The 21,493-nt window shown below is 61.4% G+C and carries 19 protein-coding genes; 9 read left to right on the forward strand and 10 right to left on the reverse strand.

Annotated elements, in window-relative coordinates; genetic code table 11:
* Window positions 1–21 precede the first annotated feature (21 nt).
* Window positions 22–3,420, forward strand: a complete 3,399-nt coding sequence (locus G3O01_RS24275) for an alpha/beta fold hydrolase (RefSeq protein ID WP_205808619.1) — start codon at window positions 22–24, stop codon at window positions 3,418–3,420.
* 63 nt (window positions 3,421–3,483) lie between these two features.
* Here the strand turns inward: G3O01_RS24275 and G3O01_RS24280 are convergent, their stop codons facing one another.
* Together G3O01_RS24280 and G3O01_RS24285 are read right to left on the reverse strand one after the other, a co-directional pair.
* Entirely contained in the window at window positions 3,484–4,884 is a 1,401-nt protein-coding gene (locus tag G3O01_RS24280; RefSeq protein WP_205808621.1) for an FAD-binding oxidoreductase, read from the reverse strand.
* 8 nt (window positions 4,885–4,892) lie between these two features.
* Complete coding sequence (locus G3O01_RS24285) at window positions 4,893–5,876, reverse strand: isopenicillin N synthase family oxygenase (RefSeq protein ID WP_205808623.1); 984 nt, start codon at window positions 5,874–5,876, stop codon at window positions 4,893–4,895.
* A 283-nt stretch (window positions 5,877–6,159) separates the two neighbouring features.
* Between G3O01_RS24285 and G3O01_RS24290 the strand changes: the two genes are divergently transcribed.
* The 6 genes from G3O01_RS24290 to G3O01_RS24315 all read left to right on the forward strand — a co-directional run bounded on the left by G3O01_RS24290 (window position 6,160) and on the right by G3O01_RS24315 (window position 10,537).
* A complete protein-coding gene (locus G3O01_RS24290) occupies window positions 6,160–6,999 on the forward strand; it encodes a transporter substrate-binding domain-containing protein (protein ID WP_205808625.1) in 840 nt (279 codons plus the stop codon).
* Between the two features lie 81 nt (window positions 7,000–7,080).
* Entirely contained in the window at window positions 7,081–7,731 is a 651-nt protein-coding gene (locus tag G3O01_RS24295; RefSeq protein WP_205808627.1) for an amino acid ABC transporter permease, read from the forward strand.
* Window positions 7,732–7,741: 10 nt separating this feature from the next.
* Complete coding sequence (locus G3O01_RS24300) at window positions 7,742–8,404, forward strand: amino acid ABC transporter permease (protein ID WP_205808629.1); 663 nt, start codon at window positions 7,742–7,744, stop codon at window positions 8,402–8,404.
* A gap of 19 nt (window positions 8,405–8,423) precedes the next feature.
* Complete coding sequence (locus G3O01_RS24305; RefSeq protein WP_277403052.1) at window positions 8,424–9,290, forward strand: amino acid ABC transporter ATP-binding protein; 867 nt, start codon at window positions 8,424–8,426, stop codon at window positions 9,288–9,290.
* A gap of 29 nt (window positions 9,291–9,319) precedes the next feature.
* The gene (hutC, locus tag G3O01_RS24310; RefSeq protein ID WP_205808631.1) at window positions 9,320–10,156 is read left to right on the forward strand and encodes a histidine utilization repressor; all 837 of its coding nucleotides are present in this window, start codon (window positions 9,320–9,322) and stop codon (window positions 10,154–10,156) included.
* 3 nt (window positions 10,157–10,159) lie between these two features.
* A complete protein-coding gene (locus G3O01_RS24315) occupies window positions 10,160–10,537 on the forward strand; it encodes a hypothetical protein (RefSeq protein WP_205808633.1) in 378 nt (125 codons plus the stop codon).
* 546 nt (window positions 10,538–11,083) lie between these two features.
* On the opposite strand, the gene hutC (G3O01_RS24320) is transcribed toward G3O01_RS24315, so the two are convergent.
* The 6 genes from hutC (G3O01_RS24320) to G3O01_RS24345 form a co-directional block, all read right to left on the reverse strand.
* Window positions 11,084–11,839 (reverse strand): histidine utilization repressor, encoded by a 756-nt coding sequence (gene hutC / locus G3O01_RS24320; RefSeq protein WP_205808635.1) that lies wholly within the window; start codon window positions 11,837–11,839, stop codon window positions 11,084–11,086.
* Between the two features lie 32 nt (window positions 11,840–11,871).
* Window positions 11,872–13,479, reverse strand: coding sequence for a histidine ammonia-lyase (hutH, locus tag G3O01_RS24325; protein WP_205808636.1), 1,608 nt, complete (start codon window positions 13,477–13,479; stop codon window positions 11,872–11,874).
* A gap of 78 nt (window positions 13,480–13,557) precedes the next feature.
* Window positions 13,558–14,349 carry an ATP-binding cassette domain-containing protein gene (locus G3O01_RS24330; RefSeq protein ID WP_205808648.1) on the reverse strand — a complete coding sequence of 264 codons (792 nt, stop codon included), beginning with the start codon at window positions 14,347–14,349 and terminating at the stop codon, window positions 13,558–13,560.
* A gap of 21 nt (window positions 14,350–14,370) precedes the next feature.
* On the reverse strand, window positions 14,371–15,123 hold the full coding sequence (locus G3O01_RS24335; protein ID WP_205808650.1) for an ABC transporter permease subunit: 753 nt from the start codon (window positions 15,121–15,123) through the stop codon (window positions 14,371–14,373).
* Between the two features lie 15 nt (window positions 15,124–15,138).
* Entirely contained in the window at window positions 15,139–15,861 is a 723-nt protein-coding gene (locus G3O01_RS24340) for an ABC transporter permease subunit (RefSeq protein ID WP_205808652.1), read from the reverse strand.
* Window positions 15,862–15,960: 99 nt separating this feature from the next.
* Window positions 15,961–16,803, reverse strand: coding sequence for a transporter substrate-binding domain-containing protein (locus tag G3O01_RS24345; protein WP_205808747.1), 843 nt, complete (start codon window positions 16,801–16,803; stop codon window positions 15,961–15,963).
* 862 nt (window positions 16,804–17,665) lie between these two features.
* Between G3O01_RS24345 and G3O01_RS24350 the strand changes: the two genes are divergently transcribed.
* On the forward strand, window positions 17,666–18,019 hold the full coding sequence (locus G3O01_RS24350) for a DUF4148 domain-containing protein (RefSeq protein ID WP_205808653.1): 354 nt from the start codon (window positions 17,666–17,668) through the stop codon (window positions 18,017–18,019).
* A gap of 104 nt (window positions 18,020–18,123) precedes the next feature.
* Window positions 18,124–18,918, forward strand: a complete 795-nt coding sequence (locus tag G3O01_RS24355) for an alpha/beta hydrolase (RefSeq protein WP_205808655.1) — start codon at window positions 18,124–18,126, stop codon at window positions 18,916–18,918.
* Window positions 18,919–19,017: 99 nt separating this feature from the next.
* Here the strand turns inward: G3O01_RS24355 and G3O01_RS24360 are convergent, their stop codons facing one another.
* Both G3O01_RS24360 and poxB read right to left on the reverse strand, forming a co-directional pair.
* Window positions 19,018–19,275 (reverse strand): hypothetical protein, encoded by a 258-nt coding sequence (locus G3O01_RS24360; RefSeq protein WP_205808657.1) that lies wholly within the window; start codon window positions 19,273–19,275, stop codon window positions 19,018–19,020.
* A 389-nt stretch (window positions 19,276–19,664) separates the two neighbouring features.
* On the reverse strand, window positions 19,665–21,386 hold the full coding sequence (gene poxB, locus G3O01_RS24365; RefSeq protein ID WP_205808659.1) for a ubiquinone-dependent pyruvate dehydrogenase: 1,722 nt from the start codon (window positions 21,384–21,386) through the stop codon (window positions 19,665–19,667).
* Window positions 21,387–21,493 lie beyond the last annotated feature (107 nt).

A 21,493-nucleotide genomic window follows, 5' to 3' on the forward strand; every position in this document is an offset into this window, starting at 1 on the left:
CCAATATAACGAGGTGGTCGAATGAACCGCTTGTCCAGCGCCCTTGCGGCGATGAAGGACCATTACGAGGTGGTTGTCGTGGGTTCAGGCTATGGCGGCGCGATCGCCGCGAGCCGTATGGCCCGTGCGAAACGCAGCGTGTGCCTGCTCGAACGCGGCCGCGAATTCATGGCGGGCGACTTTCCCGCGACGTCGCTCGAAGGCGTCGCGCAGGTGCAGTACAACACGGGCGTCGCGCAGGTCGGTTCGCCGCTCGCGCTGATCGAAGTGCATGTGAATCCGGATGTGAACGTGGTGGTCGGCTGCGGTCTGGGCGGCACCTCGCTGATCAACGCGAATGTCGCGCTCAAGCCCGACGCGCGCCTGTGGAACGATCCGCGCTGGCCCGCCGCCGTGCGCGATGACCAGGCAAATCTCGAAGTCTGCTACGAGCGCGCGAAAACGATGCTCGGCGCGACGCCCGTTCCCGACGATTACCCCGACTTGCCGAAGCTCGACGCGCTCGAGCTGTCGGCGAAAAAGCTCGGCATGAGCGACCGGTTCTACCGTCCGCCCATCACGGTGACGTTCAAGGACGGCAAGAATGCGGCGGGCGTCGACCAGAACCGCTGCATCGGTTGCGGCGATTGCAACTCGGGCTGCAACCACGGCGCGAAAAACTCGACGCACATGAACTATCTGCCCGACGCCGTTGCGCACGGCGCGCAGATTTTCTCGGAGGCGGCCGTGCATTCGGTGGTACGTGACGAAGCGCGCGGCGTCTGGCGCGTGCTTTACGAGCCCGCCGACTTCAAGCGCGATCTGTACGACGCGCCCGACCTGTTCGTGACCGCCGATGTCGTGATCCTGTCGGCGGGCACGCTTGGCTCGACGGCTATCCTGCTGCGCTCGCAGGAAGGCGGCTTGCCGGTATCGAAGCTGCTTGGCCAGCACTTTACGGGCAACGGCGACGTGCTCGCGTTCGCCTTCAATACCGACAAGGTGATCAACGGCGTCGGCTGGGGCACCCATCCGCCCGGCGACATTCCGCCCGTCGGGCCGTGCATCGCGGGCATCATCGATCATCGCAACACGCCCGATGTCAAAGACGGCTTCGTGATCGAAGAAGGTTCGGTCGCCGCGCCGATCGGCGCCGGCCTGATGGGCGTGCTGGGACTCGCCGCGCCCGCCGAAGGCGTCACCATGCCCGATCCGGAAGGCGACCCGCCGCTCGCCGACGAAGCGCGCATCGCCCAGAGCATTTTGCGCGGCCCGTATCACGGCGCGATGCGCAATACGCAAACCTTTCTCGTGATGGCGCACGACGACGAGAGCGGCCAGATCAGCGTCGAAAATGGGCGGGCGCGCGTGAGCTGGCCAAACGCGGGCAAGCAGCCGATCTACGAAACCGTTGAAAAAACGCTGATCGATGCGACCAGCGCGTTGGGCGGCTCATACGTGCGCAACCCGATTTCCGCCGATCTGTTCCAGAACCGCACCGTCACCGTGCATCCGCTGGGCGGCTGCGGCATGGGCGAAGATGCCGCGCACGGCGTCGTCGATCAGGCGGGCCGCGTGTTTTCCGGCGCGGATGGCAACGCCGTGCACGAAGGGCTATACGTGATGGACGGCGCGGTAATGCCGCTATCGCTCGGCGTGAATCCGTTGCTGACGATCTCGGCGCTGGCCGAGCGCAATTGCGCGCAGCTTGCGCAGTCGCGCGGCTGGCAGATTGACTACGACTCGGTAGGCAAAACCGCCCCGCCGCCCGCACCGAAAATCGGCCTGCGCTTCACCGAGACGATGATCGGCACGTACTTTGTTGGCGACGTCAAACCGGAAGGCCAACAGGACGATCGCGCGGAGGGCACGCCCATCAGCTTTACGGTGACGGTGGTTTCCGACGATCTCGACGACATGCTGGCGAACCCGCAGCATCAGGCGCATATGGTCGGCACACTGACGTGCACCGCACTGTCGCCGCAGCCGATGACCGTCAACGACGGCATTTTCAACCTGTTCGTCGTCGACGAAAACAACGTCGAGCGGCGCAACATGAACTACCGGATGACGCTCGATACCGTCGACGGCAAGCATTTTTACCTGACAGGTCAGAAGATCATCACGCACACGTCTCTGACGGAACTGTGGACGCAGACCAACACGCTCTACGCGAAAGTGCGTGCGTCGGAAGCCGAAAACGCGCCCATTATCGGTCACTCGACGCTCATCATCACGCCGGAGAATTTCCTCAAGCAGCAGCGCACGCTCGAAGTCACGAATGCGCCCGATATCGAAACGCGCCTCGCGTATACGCTGAAATTTGGCCGCTTTTTCGCGGGCGTGCTGTACACGGAATACGGCGGCGTGGCTGCGCCGCTGCAATACTTCGACCCCGACGCGCCGCCGCGCATGCGCCGCGCGTTGCGCGCGCCGGCACCGCAGATCACCTACTTCAATACCGAAGACGGCAAGACGCTGCGGCTTGCGCGCTATCACGGCGGCAACAAGGGGCCGCTGCTGCTGATTCACGGCTCGGGCGTGTCGAGCCGGATCTTCTCGACGGATCTGATCGGCACGAATCTCGTCGAATTCCTGTGCGCCGCGCACTACGACGTGTGGCTCGTCGATTTGCGCGTGAGTATCGAATTGCCGAGCGCAACCGAGCGCACCACCGCCGATGAAATCGCGCGCTACGACATTCCCGCCGCCGTCGCGAAGGTGCGCGAACTGACGGGCGTCGATCAGATCCAGGTGCTTGGGCATTGCCTGGGCGCGCTGGCCTTCAGCATGTCGCTGATGTCGGGGCTCAAGGGCGTGCGCTCCGCGTTGTTGTCGCAGGTGTCGGCGCACCCTGTTCCCGGCCTGTTGCAGCGGATCAAGGCGGGCCTGCACACGCCGCAGATCCTTCAGCATCTCGGCATCAAGGATATGACGGCCTATACGCAGCACGAAAAATGGCCGCACAACCTGCTCGACGAAGCGCTGAAGTTTTTCCCTGTCGAACATGACGAGACGTGCAACAGCCCTGTCTGCCATCGCGCGACGTTCCTGTATGGCCTGCTCTACGAGCATGCGCAACTCGACGAGCAGTTGCACGCGAACCTGCAGGAGCTATTCGGTATTCACGATGTCGAGTTGTTCAACCAGCTTGCGGCGATGGTGCGTGCCGGACACGTGGTCGATGCGAATGGCGACGACGTGTACATGCCGAATATCGATGGGATGAAACTGCCTATCGCATTCATTCACGGCACCGAAAATCTCTGCTATTTGCCGACCAGCACGGAGATGACCTACGATCTGCTAGTCGAGAAATTCGGCCCGGAGAACTACGAGCGGCATTTGATCGAGGGTTATGGACATATCGATTGCGTGTTCGGCAAGCGCGCCGCGCTCGATGTGTTCCCGATCATGGTCAGGTATCTCGACGCGCATTGAACGCTGATGACGGTTCGTCATGCATGGGATCTTATTCATGACGAACCGTCGCAGGCGACATAACTAGAACAACTTGCCCGGATTCAGAATCCCGTTCGGATCGAGCGCACGCTTGATCGCCTTCATCACTGCCAGTTCTTCGTCCGAGCGCGAGACGGGCAAAAACTCACGTTTGAGCAACCCGATGCCGTGCTCGGCCGACACCGAACCGCGCAGCGGCGCAAGCATCTCGTAGACGAGCGCATACACATCGTGATGATCGACGCCCGGCACGGAGTGACCATCCACGGTCACATGCAGATTCGAATCGCCGATATGCCCGAAGAAATATGATTCGTTGCCGGGCCACGCACTATCCAGCGCCACACGGCAACGATCGACGAACGTGCCAATTTCGCCGATCGGCAGGCTCACATCGAAGTTGATCGGATCGAGCTTGATGGGGAATTCCGCAGTGCATTCGCGGATCGCCCACAGCGAGCGCGTGTCGGCAACCGACTGCGCGATCACTGCATCAAGGATCGCGGATTCGTCGAGTGCATCCGTGAGCACACTGGAAAAACGCGAGCCGTCGTCATCTACATCGAAACTCGCATGCTCGATCAACGCGTATAACGGATGCGCGTCGGCAAACGGCGAGCGCGTGCCCGTCAGCTTCACGCCGAAGTCGAAGAAGTCCGGCCACATGATCTCGAACGCGCCGATGTCGTTACCGAAACGCGTCGACAGTCGGCGCAGCAGATTCACTGCCTGCTCATAGCCACTCAGCGCGACGAGCGCCGTATGACGCGATGCGCGCTGCGGCTGCAATTTCAGCACCGCGCGCGTGATGACACCAAGCGTGCCTTCCGAACCGATGAACCAGTGCTTCAGGTCATAGCCGGTATTGTTCTTCACCATCTTGTTCAGCGAACTCAACACCGCGCCGTTCGCGAGCACGACTTCGAGACCGAGCACCTGATCGCGCGCAGTGCCTGATTGAATCACGCGATTGCCGCCCGCGTTCGTCGCGAGATTGCCGCCGATCTGGCACGAGCCGCGCGCGCCAAGATCGAGCGCGAGTTCGAAGCCCGCTTGCGCCGCGGCTTCCTGCGCGGTTTGCAACGTCGTGCCTGCACGCACCGTGATGGTCGCGGCTGCGCTGTCGATTTCCTCGACGCCTGCGAGACGATCCAGCGACAAGGCAATATCCGTCGTTCGCGCAATCGCGCCGCCTGCCAGGCCCGTCATTCCGCCTTGCGGCACGACGGTTTGACGTGCGTCGTTGCAGATCATCAACGCGCGCGCCACCTGCTCCGTCGTGCGCGGCAACAGCAAGGCAGCGGGACGCGTCGGCTCGTGACGCGTCCAGTCCGTCATCGAGCGTTCGCTGATTTCACTGCCGACGCGCACCGCGTCGTCGCCCAACGCTTCGCGTAAAGCGGCCAAAGTTACTGTAAGCGCTGTCCCTTCGCTTGATGTCATGCGATTCCTTATGTCGTACCTTGCGCCGCCGCGAGTTTCTTCCGATAACCCATCGAACTGTTGATGCGGCCCAGAATATAGTCGCCCGCGGCAACGGGTTCATATTTGCATTCAGCGTCCGCTGTGCCCAGATCGCGCGGGTCGACGCTCGACGTATAGGTCGGATCGTAGAACGTCGCGATCGAATAGCGCTCGCGTCCCGACGCATTGATCACGCGATGCAGGGTCGAGCGGAAACGGTCGTTCGTCCAGCGCGCGAGCAGATCACCGACATTCACAACGAAACTGCCTTCGACAGGCGGCGCTTCGATCCATGTTTCGTTTGCGATCTCGCGCACCTGCAGCCCGCCCACGCGATCCTGCCACAACAACGTGATGCAGCCGTAATCGGTATGCGGTGCGACACCGAACTGCTCTTCATCCGATTGCGGCGACTGCGGCGGATAGTAGACCATCTGCGTGCGCTGCATCCGCTTCGTGTAGCGCGGCGCGAAGAAATCCTCGCTTACGCCGAGGCCCGTTGCCACCGCACGCAACAGAGCTGCACCACACGCGCCCACTTCCTCGTAATAGCCGTACAACGCGGGCTGCAACTCGGGCATGAAATCCGGCCAGTTGTTCGGACCGCGCAGCGCCTGACCTGCACGCACGTCGGGATCGTCTTCGGGCAACTCCAGACCGATGCTATAGAACTCCTTGTAATCAGGGCGTTTTGCCTGATACATCGTCGCATCGCCAAGCGCGTTGAAACCGCGATGCCGATGATTCACAGCCGCACGCCGTTTCGTCTCGACGGGAAACGCAAAGAACTGGCGCGCCGCCTGTTCCGCGCGGTCGATCACGGCCTGCGGCACGCCGTGATTGACGATATAGAAGAAGCCGATCGTCGTGCACGCGTCGCGTATCTCGCGGCCCGCGCGCGCGAGCGCGTCGCGGTCGCCGGCGCGCACGCCGGCCAGATCGACAATCGGAATGCGAGTGGCTGCCTGCATCGAGAGACTCCTTCATCACGAAGATTGGACTGACGATTTCGAACCGTGCGCGATCCACGCGTACAGATCATGCGAGAGTTTCACGTTGTATATACCGCCAAAAGCGCAATCGCAAGTTGCGCTGCACGCGTCGCCTTTCATCTGCAGAAGATACGCCAGCGGCATTAGGGTTTGACAGCATGCGATTATTTTTTTCACGCAAAAGCAGCGGTATATACTGCCTCGCATGACTCGCGCCCCGCTATGTCGAGCGCGACACCGCTTTGCCAACGGGAGAATCTCAATGGGTATCTTTGCAGGCTGGAAGTGTCGTGTTGCGATGGTTGCGTTCTGCGCCGCCGCGTCGGTCGCGAGTGTGAGCGCGCACGCGGAAGACCAACTCGCGAAGGTCAAGAAAGCGGGTGAACTCGTCGTCGGCACGGAGATGCAGTTCGCGCCGTTCGACTTCCTCGAAAACGGCCAGCAGGCGGGTTTCAACAAGGACCTGTTCGCCGAAGTTGGTAAAGAACTCGGCGTGAAGGTGCGCTTCATCGATCTGCCGTGGCCAAGCGTGCTGCCTGGCCTCGAAGCCGGCAAGTTCGACATGGTGGGCGGCCCGCTTACGGTGACGAAGGCGCGCATGGAGCGCTACACGTACACGCTGCCCGTCGCCGATGCCACCGACGCTCTCCTCAAGCGTGCAAACGATACATCCCTCAAACAGTCTTCCGATATCGCCGGCAAGATTGTTGGCGCGGGCAAAGGCTCGGCGCAGCTCGATCAGCTGAAGGCCTACATCGCGACGCTGCCGAAGCCGCCTGAAGTACGCGAATACGTCGACAACAATCAGGCGTATGCGGATCTCGCAGCCGGTCGCATCGCCGCAGTCGCTAACTCGATGACGAACATTGCGTACGTCGCGAAGCAGCGTCCCGAAGCGTTCGCCGTCGTCACGCCGCCGTTCGGCGCGAAAGTGTACTTCGCGTACTGCCTGCGCAAGGACGCCGACAGCAAGCCGCTCGCCGATGCGTTCAACGCAGCGCTCGTGAAGATGCACAACGACGGCCGCCTCGCGACGTTGCAGAAGAAATGGTTCGGCGTAGCGATGGACGCACCGACCACGATGCCCACGCCGAACTACTGATGCTCTGACTCACGCGACGCGCCTGCCTGACCTGCCTGACAGGCGCGCCGCCCGCATGTCCTCTCTTGCACGCCACAGGCCATGTTCAGCGTCCACGTTTTCGCTCAAGGTTTTCCGCTGCTATTGCAAGCCGCGCTCGCGACGATCGGCATTTCGCTGACGGGTCTCGTGATCGGCTTCTTCGTCGGCATCGGCGTGTGCTCGGCGCGGCTGTCGTCGAATACGCTCGCACAACGCTTCGGCGGCGCCTACGTGTTCTTCTTTCGCGGCGTGCCGATGCTCGTGCAACTGCTGCTCGTCTATTACCTGCTGCCGTTCGTCGGCATCAACGTGTCGCCCATCGTTGCGGCGATCAGCGCGGTGTCGCTCTGTTCCGCGTCGTATATCGCGGAGATTCTGCGCGGCGGCTTTCTGAACATTCCACCGGGCCAGATTGAAGCGGCACGTATGCTGGGCCTCTCGCCCGTCGACATGCTGCGGCGTATTCAGGTGCCGCAGGCCTTTCGCCTGACGCTGCCATCGCTCGTCAACGAAATGGTGCTGCTGATCAAGGCGTCGTCGCTGATTTCCGTGGTTGGCGTAGCTGAAATCACGCGCACTGCGCAGAACATCGCGGCGAGCACGTACCGGCCGCTCGAAGCGTATGTCGCTGCCGGACTCATCTACTTCGTGATCTGCGGCGCGCTCGCGCTGGTGGCGCACGCCGCAGAGCATCGTTTGATGCACACCTGAGGGCCGAACGATGCAGCAATTCGATCCCACCGTCATCACGCACAACCTGCAACCGATCGCCGCCGGTCTGGCGACAACCCTCGGCACGTGGGTGGTTGGCGTTGCGCTCGGCCTGCTGATCGGCTTCGTAATTGCAGTGCTGCAACTCTTTTGCGGGCGTTGGGTGCGCGGCGTGTTGCGCGTCTATATCGAACTCTTTCGCGGGACGCCGTTTCTCGTGCAACTGTTTTTGCTCTACTACGGCGGCCCGTCCTTCGGCCTCACCCTCGAACCGCTGACAGCGGGCGTGCTCGGTCTTGGTCTCTATGGCAGCGCCTATTTCGCAGAAGCGTTCCGCTCCGGTTTTCAATCGATCCCGCGCGGCCATCTCGAGGCTGCATCGTGTTTAGGCCTCACGCGCTGGCAAGCGGTGCTGCGTATTCAGGTGCCGCAAATGCTGGTGCTGATCGTGCCCGCGCTGACGAATCTGATTATCGTGCTCAGCAAGGAAACGGCCGTGCTGTCGATCGTCACCGTGCCCGAACTGACTTTCGTGCTGACGGGCATCGGCTCAGCAACCTTCGCGTTCGTCGAAACGCTGCTCGTGTTGTGTGTGTGCTATCTCGCGCTCGTCGAACTCACGTCGCGCGCCGGCATGTGGGCGGAAACGCGCGTGGCCCGCTTCATGGCGTAATCGAAAATCAAGGTTCATCATGAATGCACTCGTCGATATGCCTGCTTCTTCTACGCTCGGTTCGATGCAATCCGGCCAGACACCGCTGATCGAAGTACGCGATCTGCGCAAACGCTTCGGTGAAGTCGAAGTGTTGCGCGGCGTCGATCTCGACATCAACCGCTCGGAAGTCGTCTGCATTATCGGGCCGTCGGGTTCGGGCAAGAGCACGCTGCTGCGCTGCCTCGCGGCGCTGGAGACCTACGATCAGGGCGACGTGCGCATCGAAGGCGAACTGCTTGGTTATACGGAGCGCAACGGCAAGCGCGTACGCGCATCGCAGAACGAGATCAACCGTGTGCGCCGCAATGTTGGCATGGTGTTTCAGCAGTTCAATCTATGGCCGCATATGACGGCGCTCGGCAACGTGATGGAAGCACTGCTGCGCGTGCGAAACCTGTCGCGCGACGATGCGAAGAAACGTGCCAACGCGATGCTCGAAACCGTCGGCCTTGCGCACAAGGGCGACGCATATCCGTCGAAGCTTTCGGGTGGTCAGCAGCAGCGCGTCGCGATTGCACGCGCGCTCGCGATGGAGCCGCACATCATGCTGTTCGACGAGCCAACGTCCGCGCTCGATCCTGAACTGGTCGGTGAAGTGTTGCAGGTGATGAAGCAGCTTGCACGCGACGGCATGACGATGGCCGTCGTCACGCACGAAATGGGTTTCGCCGCGCAAGTCGCCGACAAGGTCGTGTTTATCGATCAAGGCCGCATTGCCGTGCAAGGCAAGCCGCAGGATGTCTTCCATGATGCGAATCAACCCCGCCTGCGGCAGTTCCTGCAGAATTACTTCGATCGCAACGCATTCTGGTCGCGCGGGGCGGATAGCGCGGACCCGGTATGAGTGTTTCTTTTAGCCGATAAGGCGCTCTGATGCCCGCCCCTGCCGTCCGCGACAAGCTGCGCACGCGAGGCCTTGCGAAAACGCGCAAGGCGCGTGCGTCGAGCGCGAGTGCGCATCAGGCCGAACCCGCTGCATCGAACGGTGTGCCCGCGGCACGTTACGAGCAGGTCAAGCAATATATCCGCAACACGATCGACTCCGGCGAACGACGCGCGGGCGATCGCATTCCATCGGAACTCGATCTCGTCGAATCGCTCGGTGTGTCGAGGATGACGGTGAACCGCGCGTTGCGTGAACTCACGAATGAAGGGTTGTTGACGCGAGTGTCCGGTGTCGGCACGTTCGTCGCTGAATCCAAGCCGCAGTCGACGCTGCTGATGATCGCGCATATTGGCGATGAAATCCGCTCGCGTGGTCATGAGTACAGTTATCAGACGGTGCTCGTACAACGCGAGGTCGCGCCGGTGCACGTGTCGAACGCGTTGGGTTTGCCGCTGGGGGCGTCGGTGTTTCATGTGATCTGCGTGCATCGGGAAAATGGCCTGCCGGTGCAACTCGAAGACCGATATGTCAATCCGGCGATCGCGCCCGACTTCATCGAACAGGATTTTTCCGCTACGCGGCCTTCCGAGTATCTGTTTAGTGTCGTGCCTGCGCATGATGTCGAACATGTCGTCGATGCAGGGCTGCCTGGGCGCGCTGAGGCTGAGCTATTGGAGATCGCGCCTGAAGAGCCTTGCCTTACCTTGATGCGACGTACGTGGACGAGTGGTGTTGCCGTGACGTTTGCGCGGTTTGTGCATCCTGGCTCGAGGTATAGGCTTGGGTGTAGGTTTGTGCCGGATACTTCGCAGAGGCAAGGATAAGGTTTGGGTTTGGTTTTGGTTTGGTTTTGGTTTGGTTTTGGTTTGGTTTGGTTTGGTTTGGTTTGGTTTGGTTTGGTTTGGTTTGGTTTGGTTTGGTTTGGTTTGGTTTGGTTTGGTTTGGTTTGGTTTGGTTTGGTTTGGTTTGGTTTGGTTTTGTCTTGCGACGCTTTTGTGGTTTGCTTTTGCTTTCGCTGGCATCCGCGAAGCGCCTACGCGGCGCAGGCGTTGCCCCTGTGCGGGGCGGCACTTACTTTCTTTGCCGCCGCAAAGAAAGTAAGCAAAGAAAGCGGGCTAACACCGCCAGCTCTTGACCTCCGCCTGAGGGCCCCCAACGGTTCCTCCGCTTCAAACGGCGTCCATCGAGCCAACGCCCGCTGCTAACGCCTTGAATGGGCGCCTCACCCACTCCAATCACCCGTGGCACAGCAAGCGGCAGCGAATGGTTACGGCCGCCCAGGTGGCAAACTGTGTGTAGGTCGTAGTACTCCACATCTCAGCGCTCTTACGACACCGATCGTGCTTTCGAGCCATGATCTTGGTGTTCAGTCCGGAGTGGAGCGCATACGGCGCGACAGCCTACACACAGTTTGCCGCTATAGAACGTGGGAGATTTGATCACGCGTGGGGTGACGCGGGAGTGTGGAGCGGGTGATGAGCCAATTCGAAGCGTTGGCAGCGGGCAACGAGAAGAACGATGCCGCGTGAAGGATAAGACCCTGTGGGGGCCCTCAGGCAAGAACTAGCACTGGCGGTGTTCAGCGGCTTTCTTTTGCCTACTTTTCTTTGCCGCGGCAAAGAAAAGTAGGTGCCGCCCCGCACAGGGGCGACGCGTGAAGCAGGCAATACAAAACGCGGATGCCAGCGAAAACACCAGCAAACCACCCCAGCGTCGCAAGACAAAACCAAAACCAAACCCAAAACCAACCCCTAAACATTCCCCGCAAGATGAAACCTCGACGCAGGATGCCACAACTGCACCGACGTCGCGACGTGTTCCCCCACCCACGTCCTGCGCCACAACATCAAACAAGGTTCACCAATTTCCATCATCAAATGCCGCCGCACATGCGCATTCGGCTTCTGCGCATAGATCCGAAACTCAGCTCGTTGAATCGGCGCAAGCCTCACCATATAGTGATTGGGAGTCTCAAGCGTAAAGTCCTGATTCAGATAATCCGGAAACACACGCGGATTCACATAGCGATCCTCATACTGAATCGGCTCGCTCTCTTCGTTATGCACGATGCGCGAATGAAAGACCGGACCTTTCCCGAGTACCAAAGACTCAAGCGCAAGAGGATCATCGCTCGCTTCGAGCGTCAACACACGCGCCGAATGACGATGACCACGCGCAGCAATCTCATCGGCGATGTTGCGAATTTCGAGCACCGTCGATTCGTAGCGTTGCGGCGCGACGTACGTACCCGAGCCCTGCACGCGCGTGAGCACCCGCTCCGTGGTCAATTCCCGCAGTGCGCGCGATACCGTCATGCGGGCGACGCCAAACTCCTTCACCAGCTCCGCTTCCGACGGAATCAGACCGCCCGGCTTCCACACGCCCTCCTCGATCCGGGCGATCACGTAGCGCTTGATCTGCTCGTATGCAGGCATCGCCTTTGCGGGCGTTGCGCGCGCGCCGATCGACTGCTCTTCCGCCATCTCCAGTTGCCCGTTCATCGTCATGTTCACGTCGCCCCCGTGCGTTGAACGCATTCTTATGCAGCCGATTGCGGCGCCTGCTGCGCGGCGCCCGTCGGATCATTCGCGGCGTGCGCGGCAAAGGCCGACTGATCGCCATGCGTCGGCGTCGACGGCACATCGCCGGATGCCGGTGGCAGTGGCGGTGCCGCTTCGCCGATCAGGCGGAACGCCACCGCCATGTCGTCGGCCAGCGGACGGTCGTCGCGATACGTCGGCACGATCGCGCGCACCCGGCGCCACAATGCATCGGTGTGCGGCGCACGCGATGCATCGATGGGTTGCAGGTCGTACGCCTGCGCGGCCGCCAGCAGCTCGATTGCGATGATGCGGCCCGTGTTGTCGACGATCTCCAATGCCTTCAGCGCGGCAGGCGTCGCGTGACACAGATGATCCTCCTGCAAGCCCGACGTAATGCCGCCATCGAGACTCGCGGGCGCAGCCAGCCGCCGGTTCTGCGCGACCAGCGAAGCCGCCGTGTACTGCGCAATCATGAAGCCCGAACATGTACCGCCCGGCTCCGCGAGAAACGCGGGCAATCCGCTCACCAAAGGATTCACAAGCCGGTCAAGACGACGCTCGGCCATCGCAGCGACCTGCGCAATCGCGGTGGCAAGACTGTCCATTGCGAGTGCGATCGATGCACCCACCGCATGCGCCTGCGAATACACACGCGGTGAATCAGGCGTGCCCGCGACGATCGGATTGTCGGTGATCGACGCGAGTTCGCGATTCACGACGTCGGCAGTCGCATCGAGCACGTCCCGCGCCGCGCCGTGCACGTGCGGAATCGTGCGCATCGACAGCGGGTCTTGCGTGCGCTGCCCAACCACCGACGCGAGAATGCCGCTCTCGGCCAGCGCATTGCGCATCCGTTCACCCACCAGATTCAATCCCGGCGACACGCGCAGCGCGAGCGAATCGGCATCGAATGCGGCGAGCTGTCCGCGCAGGTTCTCAAAGCTCATCGCGGCAATTGCATCGGTCCAATCGAGCACGCGTTCGGCGCGCGCCAGCGCGAGCGCGGCGAGACCCGTCACGCAAGGCGTGCCGTTGATGAGACTCAAGCCTTCCTTCGCTTCGAGCACGAGCGCTTCGCGTCCTAGCCGCGTGAGCGCCTCGCGGCCGCTGATACGTTCGCCGTCATGCCGCACATGGCCTTCGCCGATACACACCAGCGCGATATGCGCCATGTGGCTCAGATAACCGACCGAGCCGAACGCAGGCACTTCAGGGATATAACCCGCATCCAGCAGTGCGACGAGCTGATCTGCAATCTCCAGCCGGATGCCCGAATGACCGTGTGCGAAATTGTTGATCGCTGCCGCCATGATCGCGCGCGTTTCCGCGACGTCGAGCGGTGCGCCGACGCCCACCGCGTGGCTCATCAGAATGTTGCGCGACAGTGCGCGCTGTTCGGATGGCGACACGATCACATCGCACAGCGCGCCCACACCCGTGTTCACGCCGTAAGCGCGAATGCCGCGCTCGACGATCTGCTCGACAAGCACACGCGCAGCCGCGATACGCGCCCGCGCAGCTTCGGAAAGCACGAGCGGCTCGCCTGCCGCAACCGCGGCCAGCTCACGCCAGTTCAGAGGACGGTCGGTTCGGATGACTGCCATGATGTTGCCTTTCTCAGTACGTGTACTGCTTTTCTGATGTTTCTTGTGTCTCAGGTTCCAGCGCAACCGAACCGGTTTTTAATTCGTCGTGCGCGAATGGTGGCTCGATACGAATTGCCGGAAACGCTCGGACTTCAGTTCGCCGAAAACTTCGTCGGGCGTGCCATCGCATTCCGTCTGCCCTTGATGCAGGAACATCACGCGATTCGACACGTGGCGCGCAAAACCCATTTCGTGCGTGACGACGAGCATCGTGCGGCCTTCTTCCGCGAGCGAACGCATCACGCGCAGCACTTCGCCGACAAGTTCTGGATCGAGTGCGGAAGTCGGTTCGTCGAACAGCATCACTTTCGGATGCATCGCGAGCGCGCGCGCAATCGCCACGCGCTGCTGCTGGCCGCCCGACAGATGCGCCGGGTAATGTCCGCGCTTTTCGGCAAGGCCCACTTTCGCGAGCAACGCCTCCGCTTCTTCAACGGCTTCCGCGCGGCTGCGCTTTTGCACGCGCATCGGCCCTTCGATCAGGTTGTCGAGCACCGTCATGTGCGACCACAGGTTGAAGTTCTGAAACACCATGCCGAGCTGCGAACGAATGCGATCAACCTGTTTGCGATCGTCCGGTTGCAGCTTGCCGTCCTTGCGGCGTTTCATCTTCAGTGTCTCGCCTGCGAGTGCAACGCTGCCGTCGTCGGGCGTTTCCAACAGATTCAGGCAGCGCAAAAACGTGCTCTTGCCCGAGCCGCTCGCACCGAGAATCGAAATGACGTCGCCTTCATGCGCGTCGAGCGAAATGCCCTTCAGGACGTGATGGTCGCCGAACGACTTGTGAATGTTCTTGACCGACAATGCAACGGGCGCCGTAGCGTTCATGAGATTCTCCAGATTGAGCCGTCAGTGAGCGGCACGACGTGCTTCGGTAGCGGGCGGCATCGCGCGCGGTGCGGCGTTCGACGGCATCGCGCGCAGATGGCGCGACAGACGGCGTTCGAGCAGTCCGAGCACACGCACGACAACGAAGTTCAGGAACAGATAGATCAGCGCGGCGCAGATGAACACTTCCGTGGTGCGGTACGTCTGCTGGATGATCTGCTGCGCGACGCCCGTCACTTCCCACACCGTAACGAGGCTTGCGAGCGCCGTCGATTTGACGAGCAGCACGGCTTCCGTCGAATACGCCGGCAGACACTGGCGAATCGCAATCGGACCGATGATGCGGCGCAGAAGCCCGAAGCCCGACAGACCAATCGCATAACCCGCTTCGATCTGCCCGACCGGCACGGCCATCAGACCGCCGCGAATTATTTCAGCCGTGTAGCCTGCCGTGCACAGTGCGAGCGACAGCACCGCGCACACATACGGCTCGCGCAGCACGGGCCACATAAAGCTCTCGCGGATCACGCCGAACTGACCAAGGCCGTAGTACACGAGAAACATCTGGATCAACAGCGGCGAGCCGCGAAACACCAGAATGTACGCACGTGCAAAGCGGTTCGGCAGCCAGTGCGGCGATACGCGCATCGTGACGATCACGAGCGACAGCAATCCGCCCAGCACCAGCGACGCGAAAAACAGGCCCAGCGTAGTCGGCACGGCTGCGAGCAACTGGCGCAGCGTGTCGAACAGAAAGGCGAAATCGAATGACATGTTGGCGCTCCGTCGTCAGTTGCGCGCGAAGTTGCGCCGGAAGGATTTGCCCACGTGCGCTTCGGCACGGTTGAAGACGCGGTTCGAGATACCCGTCATCACCAGATACAGCGCGCCGCCCACGACGAAGAAAAGGAAGTACTGATGCGTCGAACTCGCAGCGATCTGACTTGCGCGCAGCAGTTCAGCAAGACCCGTCACCGAGATCAGCGCGGAGTCCTTGAGGCTCAGCTGCCATACGTTGCCGATGCCCGGCAGCGCGAATCGCAGCACTTGCGGAATGAGAATGCGGCGTGCCATCACCATGGTCGGCATGCCGATCGAACGTGCGGCTTCGAGTTCGCCTTTCGATACCGCGAGCACCGCCGAGCGATACACCTCGGCCTGATACGCGCCCGAGATCATGCCGACAGCCAGCGCGCCGATCACGAACGGCGGCACGCCAACGAAGCCTTCGGCGCCGAACCACTGGCCGACCGTCGTCACCAGCGTCGAGCCGCCGAAGTAGAACAGATAGATGACCAGCAGTTCGGGCACGCCTCGAAACACCGTCGTGTACAGATCGCCCAGCACGCGTGCCGTGCGAAAGCGCGACAGCTTCGCAGCCGCGACGATTGCGCCGAACACGGCGCCTACAGCGAGCGCCGCGAGCGTCAACGCGACAGTCATCAACGCCGCGAGCAACAGCACGCCGCCCCAGCCTTCCTGCCCGAAGCCGAGCGTCTCGATCAGAGCCATGGCTTACTCCTCATCCTGCTTTCGTTGATTGACCTGCTTCACTGAAACAGGTCGTTCCAGCAAACGCGCGCCATCGCAGCGCGCGCAGACAACTGTGGTTTAAGGCGTCACATCCGTCTTGAACCATTTGTCGGAGAGCTTCTTCACGGTGCCGTCTTTCAGCGCGTCGGCGATGGCCGTGTCGAACTTCGCCTTCAGGTCGGCGTCCTGCTTGCGGAACGCGAGGCCTTCGCCCGGACCCCAGATCGGGCCACCGATCTTCGGGCCGGCCATCGAGATCTGCGCGGATTCCTTCTTGTCCGAATTGGCGGCGTAGTACGTCACGTCGTCGAACGACGCGTCGATGCGGCCGTTCGCCAGATCGAGGTCACGTTCCGGCGAGGTCTTGTACACGCGGATGGTCGAGATGTCCTTGAAGCCGTCGTTGATGAACTTCGTGTAGACCGTGCCCGACTGGATGCCGATCGTCTTGCCCTTCAACTGCTTGCGCAGCGCGTCGACGGTCGGCTGGTCAGTCTTCGGGTCGCCTGTCAGCTTGACGACGGCTGCGCCCGGCGACGCCTTCGGCAGAATCTTCGTATCGGAGACAGCGAACGTCGCCGGCGTGGCTGCGTACGGACGCGAGAACGCGATGATCTTTTCGCGCTCCGGCGTGATCGAGATCGCGTCCATCAACACGTCGAACTTGCCTGCCTGCAGGCCCGGGATCATGCCGTCCCAGTCCTGTGCAACCAGGTTGCACTGCAGCTTGATGCGCTGGCACAGGTTCGCCACCAGTTCCGGCTCGAAGCCGCCGAGCTTGCCGCCCGGCAACGTGAGGTTCCACGGTGCGTAGCCGCCTTCCAGCGCGATTGTCACGGACTTCCATTCCTTCGCCTGGGCGGGCGCGCCAGCCAGCGCCACGGCGCCGAGGACCGCGCCCATCACTACTTTCGACAACATTGTGCGGCTTGCCTTGTTCACCTTCACGTCGAATCTCCTTTTGGTCTGAACGGGTCCCTTCGCTTGTCGCGTGCCGGACATGTATAGACAAGTCTGCATGAGGTCAAAAATGATCGCAACTGGATTTCCAAAAAATTATTGAATTGTTCGGGTAAGCCCTTAGGCCAAGGGACTCAGGGGATTCGGGTGGTCGGCGCGCAGACCGTGCAAGCTGCGCCATACTGGTGCGGCTGACTAGACAAGTTGGCGATTGGCGCATCGTTTTTGCACCGCGCTGGCTCCCTGGAGCCATGCACCACGCAATCCTTGCAATGTTGAAAGCCCACCTTCGCCGCCCCCGCTGCGCTCATACGTTGGTATGGCAGACGGGAACCTTCCGCGTGAACCGCTCATCCGCGCAGCGGCATCGCGTCAGACACGCGCATGGCGTGGCAGTGTTTTCACCATCCACAGGTTCAGCCAGCGCAACGAAAGTTGGTCTTCGTTCGTGCGTAGGTACGGCTGGAGTGCGGCGCGGCCTCGCACTACATTGCATGCACTGCTGGCCGATCCGATAGCCAGCTGTTGAAGGGGCAGATTCAGCAAGGCCCCGTGCTTCAAAAGTAAAAAGTTTGGCTTGGCGGGAATGAAATTCGTAGTCGTCGTGTTTGCCCTTATGTAGCAAGCGAAATCGAAACAGGGTTCACCGAAGCACAAGACCAGACAGCCGTACGACAGACAGCAGTTGATGCAGAAGCTTTAACGACGTTTCACGCTCATTCAGCCGGTTCGAGTTGAAATCAGTTCGATCAGGATGCCGAATCATCTGATTCGCCAAATGAATGCACTGAACGTTTAAACACACCCATTCAGGAGTTACATCATGAAGAAGATTTTTGTTTGCCTCGCAGTTGCCGCTGGTGCACTCGCCACCCCCGCTCTGAGCTTCGCGCAATCGAATGCGCCCATCACGCGCGCTGAGGTTCGTGCCGATCTCGTCCGCGTCGAACAGGCTGGCTACCAGCCGGCGCGCGGCGAAGACGTCGACTATCCGGCCGACATCCAGGCCGCCGAAGCAAAGGTCGCCGCGCAGGACAACCAGAAGATGACGAACGAAGCCGTCGGCGGTGTTGCGCAAACGGGCACGTCGTCCTCGGGCAAGTCGTCGCGTGCAGCGTCGGGCAACAACGCATGCGTCGGCCCGGTCAGCTACTGCAACATCTTCTTTGGCAGCTAAATGGCGCGCATGTGACCCTGCGGCCCCACTGTCAGCCGCAGGGTCTCGCCAGCATCCGTCTCTGGTCTGTTTTCTGTTTCCTGTTCTGATTTACGGAGTTTCTTGTGAAAAGTAAGTTGCACGTAGCCGCGGCCCTTGTGTTGTCCACCGGTCTTCTCGCCTCTGCAGGCGCGATGGCGCAGGACGCCCAACCGGCACACGCCCCCGTCAGGAATATCGTTCTGGTTCACGGTGCGTGGGTGGACGGTTCGGGCTGGAAGCCCGTCTACGACATCCTCACCAAAGACGGTTACCACGTCAGCCTCGTGCAGGAACCGTTGACTTCCCTCGACGACGACGTCGCGGCAACGAAGCGCGTGCTCGATCTGCAAGACGGCCCGACGATTCTCGTCGGCCACAGCTACGGCGGCTCGATCATCACGGAAGCCGGCGAGGATTCGCACGTGGTCGGTCTCGTGTACGTCGCCGCGCATGCGCCGAACGTCGGCGAAGATGAAGCCACGCTCGGCAAGGGCAAGCCCAGCTATACGTCGAAGCAGCCGGGCGCCATCGAAAAGACGGACGACGGTTATACGTATCTGAATCCGTCCGTGTTCCCGAAAGATTTTGCTGCGGATCTGCCGCAGCAGCAGGCGAAATTCGAAGCGCAGTCGCAAATGCTGACAGCCGCGAAAGTTTTCTCGCAGCCGCTGACGTCGGCGGCATGGACGACCAAGCCGAGCTGGGGCATCGTTGCGGCCAGCGACAAGATCATCAATCCCGATCTCGAGCGCTGGTACTACGAGCGCGCGCATAGCCATACGACTGTGATTCCGGGCGCGAGCCACTCGGTTTATGAATCACGTCCGCAGCAGGTCGCGGCCGTGATCGAGGATGCCGCGAAGCACGCACAGCAGTAATCGTGCGCACACGCGAAGCACCAGGCATAAGCGGTTGCTGAATGAAAAGCGGCGCGCCCACAAGGCGCGCCGCGTGCATGTTTGTTGCAGGTGTTCAGCTCAGTTGCCGAAGTAGATGTTGCATTCAGGTCCTGTCGAGCATTTGCGCGCATGCATCATCGGCACGCCCGACGAAGTACGCGTATCCATCGAGCCGCCGTACGACATATCGGTCGTCGCCTGGGCCGATGCATTCGCGTTGTTCTGCATCGTGGCCTTGGATGGATCGCTGCTTTGCGCCACATCATCTGCCATTGTCGCGACGGGCATGGCCATCAGCAGTGCGCCCGCCACGGATAACGCCATCATGATCTTCATGTCGAACTCCTTCCATGCAGACGAATCGCCGTGGTCTGCATTGCGATTCGCCGGACGCCCATCAACGCCTGCGGCATCTGCATCGTTTCGAGCGACGCACGCAAACGCGAAATCGCGCGCAGCAGCCATCCGCGCCGCAGCGTGCCTTTGTTGTATATGCGATTGATTGGCTCAAAGCCCCCGAGTCTGTCGGGCGGCGCAGCGCGGCGCGAAAACGCCGGTTTCTATCGTTTGACTGTCGGCCGCGCAAAGAAGGTCCGCACTGCTGCTTCTGTTATAGACCTTTGCAGCGGGACTGCAATAGCCCGTTGCTGCATTGCAATGCAGCGCGCTTCGACTGGCGAGGCGCGCTGTTTTCCTTCTACGTTTGCGCTTCACATGCTCAATGCTTAGCGCAGATTCGTCTTCACCAGTTCGACGATTTCGTCACCGCGTCCATTGAGGATCGCGCGCAGCATGTAGAGGCTGAAGCCCTTGGCCTGCGCGAGTTCGATGGTGGGCGGCATCGCGAGTTCGTGCTTGTCGGTGACGACGTCGACCAGCGCCGGTCCCTGATGCGCGAACGCCTGCTTGAGCGCCCCCTCCAGTTCTTCCGAATCCTCGACGCGGATCGAAAAAATGCCCGCACCTTTCGCGATCTGCGCAAAATCGGTTTTGCTCAGATCGACGTTGGTGTCGAGATAGCCGCCCGCCTTCAACTCCATCGAGACAAACCCAAGCAGGCTGTTGTTGAACACGACGACCTTGATGGGGAGATCGAGCTGCCGCGCGGTGAGCAGATCGCCGAGCAGCATCGACAGGCCGCCGTCGCCCGAGAGCGACACCACCTGCCGCCCCGGATGCGCCGCCTGCGCGCCGAGCGCTTGCGGCATCGCGTTGGCCATCGATCCATGATTGAACGAGCCATGTAATTGCCGCTTGCCGTTCATGGTCAGATAGCGCGCGGCCCAGAGTGTCGGCGTGCCGACGTCGGCCGTGAAGATTGCGTCGTCGCTGGCCGCTTCGTCGATCATGCGCGTCAGGTATTGCGGATGAATCGACGCGCCGGGATCGGACGGCGTGGCGAGATCGTCGAGATCGCGGCGCGCTTCTTCGTAGTGCGCGGTCGCCATATCGACGAACGTGCGGTCGTCCTTGCGCTTGAGCTTCGGCAGCAGCGTGGCGACGGTTTCCTTCACGGTGCCGACGAGGCCCATTGCGAGCGGCGCGCGTTTGCCGAGCTGCGACCCCTTCCAGTCGATCTGCACGACCTTCGCCTCAGGCGGATAGAACGGCCTGTAAGGAAAGTCGCAACCGAGCAATAGCAGCACGTCGCACGACATCATTGCGTGGTAGCCGGAGCTAAAGCCGATCAGCCCCGTCATGCCGACATCGAAAGGATTGTCGTATTCGATGAACTGCTTGCCGCGCAGCGCGTGGACGATGGGCGCGCCGAGCGTGTCGGCGAGCTTCACCACTTCGTCGTGAGCGCCCGCGACGCCGCTGCCGCACATGATCGTCACGGCTTCGCAGTCGTTGAGCATGGTCGCGAGCCGCGTGATTTCGCTATCGGGCGGCAGGATCGCGGACGGCTGGGTCGGATTCCATATGGGCGGCGTTGAAGGCCCTTCGCTCAGGGCGATATCGCCGGGCAGCACGATCACGGCGACGCCGCGCTGCTCGATGGCCGTGCGCATGGCGCGTTCCAGCACGCGCGGGAATTGCGACGCGTTGATGACCAGTTCGGCGAAGTGGCTGCATTCCTTGAAGACTTCCGTCGGATGGGTTTCCTGGAAGTAGCCGAGACCGATTTCCGTCGATGGAATATGTGCGGCGATGGCGAGTACGGGTTGCTGGTTGCGATGGCAGTCGTAGAGACCGTTGATCAGATGCAGGTTGCCGGGGCCGCAACTGCCCGCGCAGACGGCGAGCTGGCCGCTCGAGGCGGCATCGGCGCCGGCAGCGAAGGCGGCGGCTTCTTCGTGGCGGGTGTGCATCCAGCGGATGGAGCCGACCTGGTCCAGGCTGAATGCCAGGCCGTTGAGGCTGTCTCCCGTCACGCCCCAGATGCGTTTTACGCCTGCGGCGGCCAGGGTTTTTGCAAGGTAGTCCGCGATTGTTGGCTTTGCCATGGGGGTTCCTCGAAAAAAGGGGGTTTCGTGTCTGCGACGCTGGTTTGGTTTGCTAGGTGTTTTCGCTGGCATCCGCGTTTTGTTACTGGTGCTTCATGCGTTGCCCC

The sequence above is a fragment of the Burkholderia sp. Ac-20365 genome, from assembly GCF_017104715.1.
Classification (GTDB): Bacteria; Pseudomonadota; Gammaproteobacteria; order Burkholderiales; family Burkholderiaceae; genus Paraburkholderia.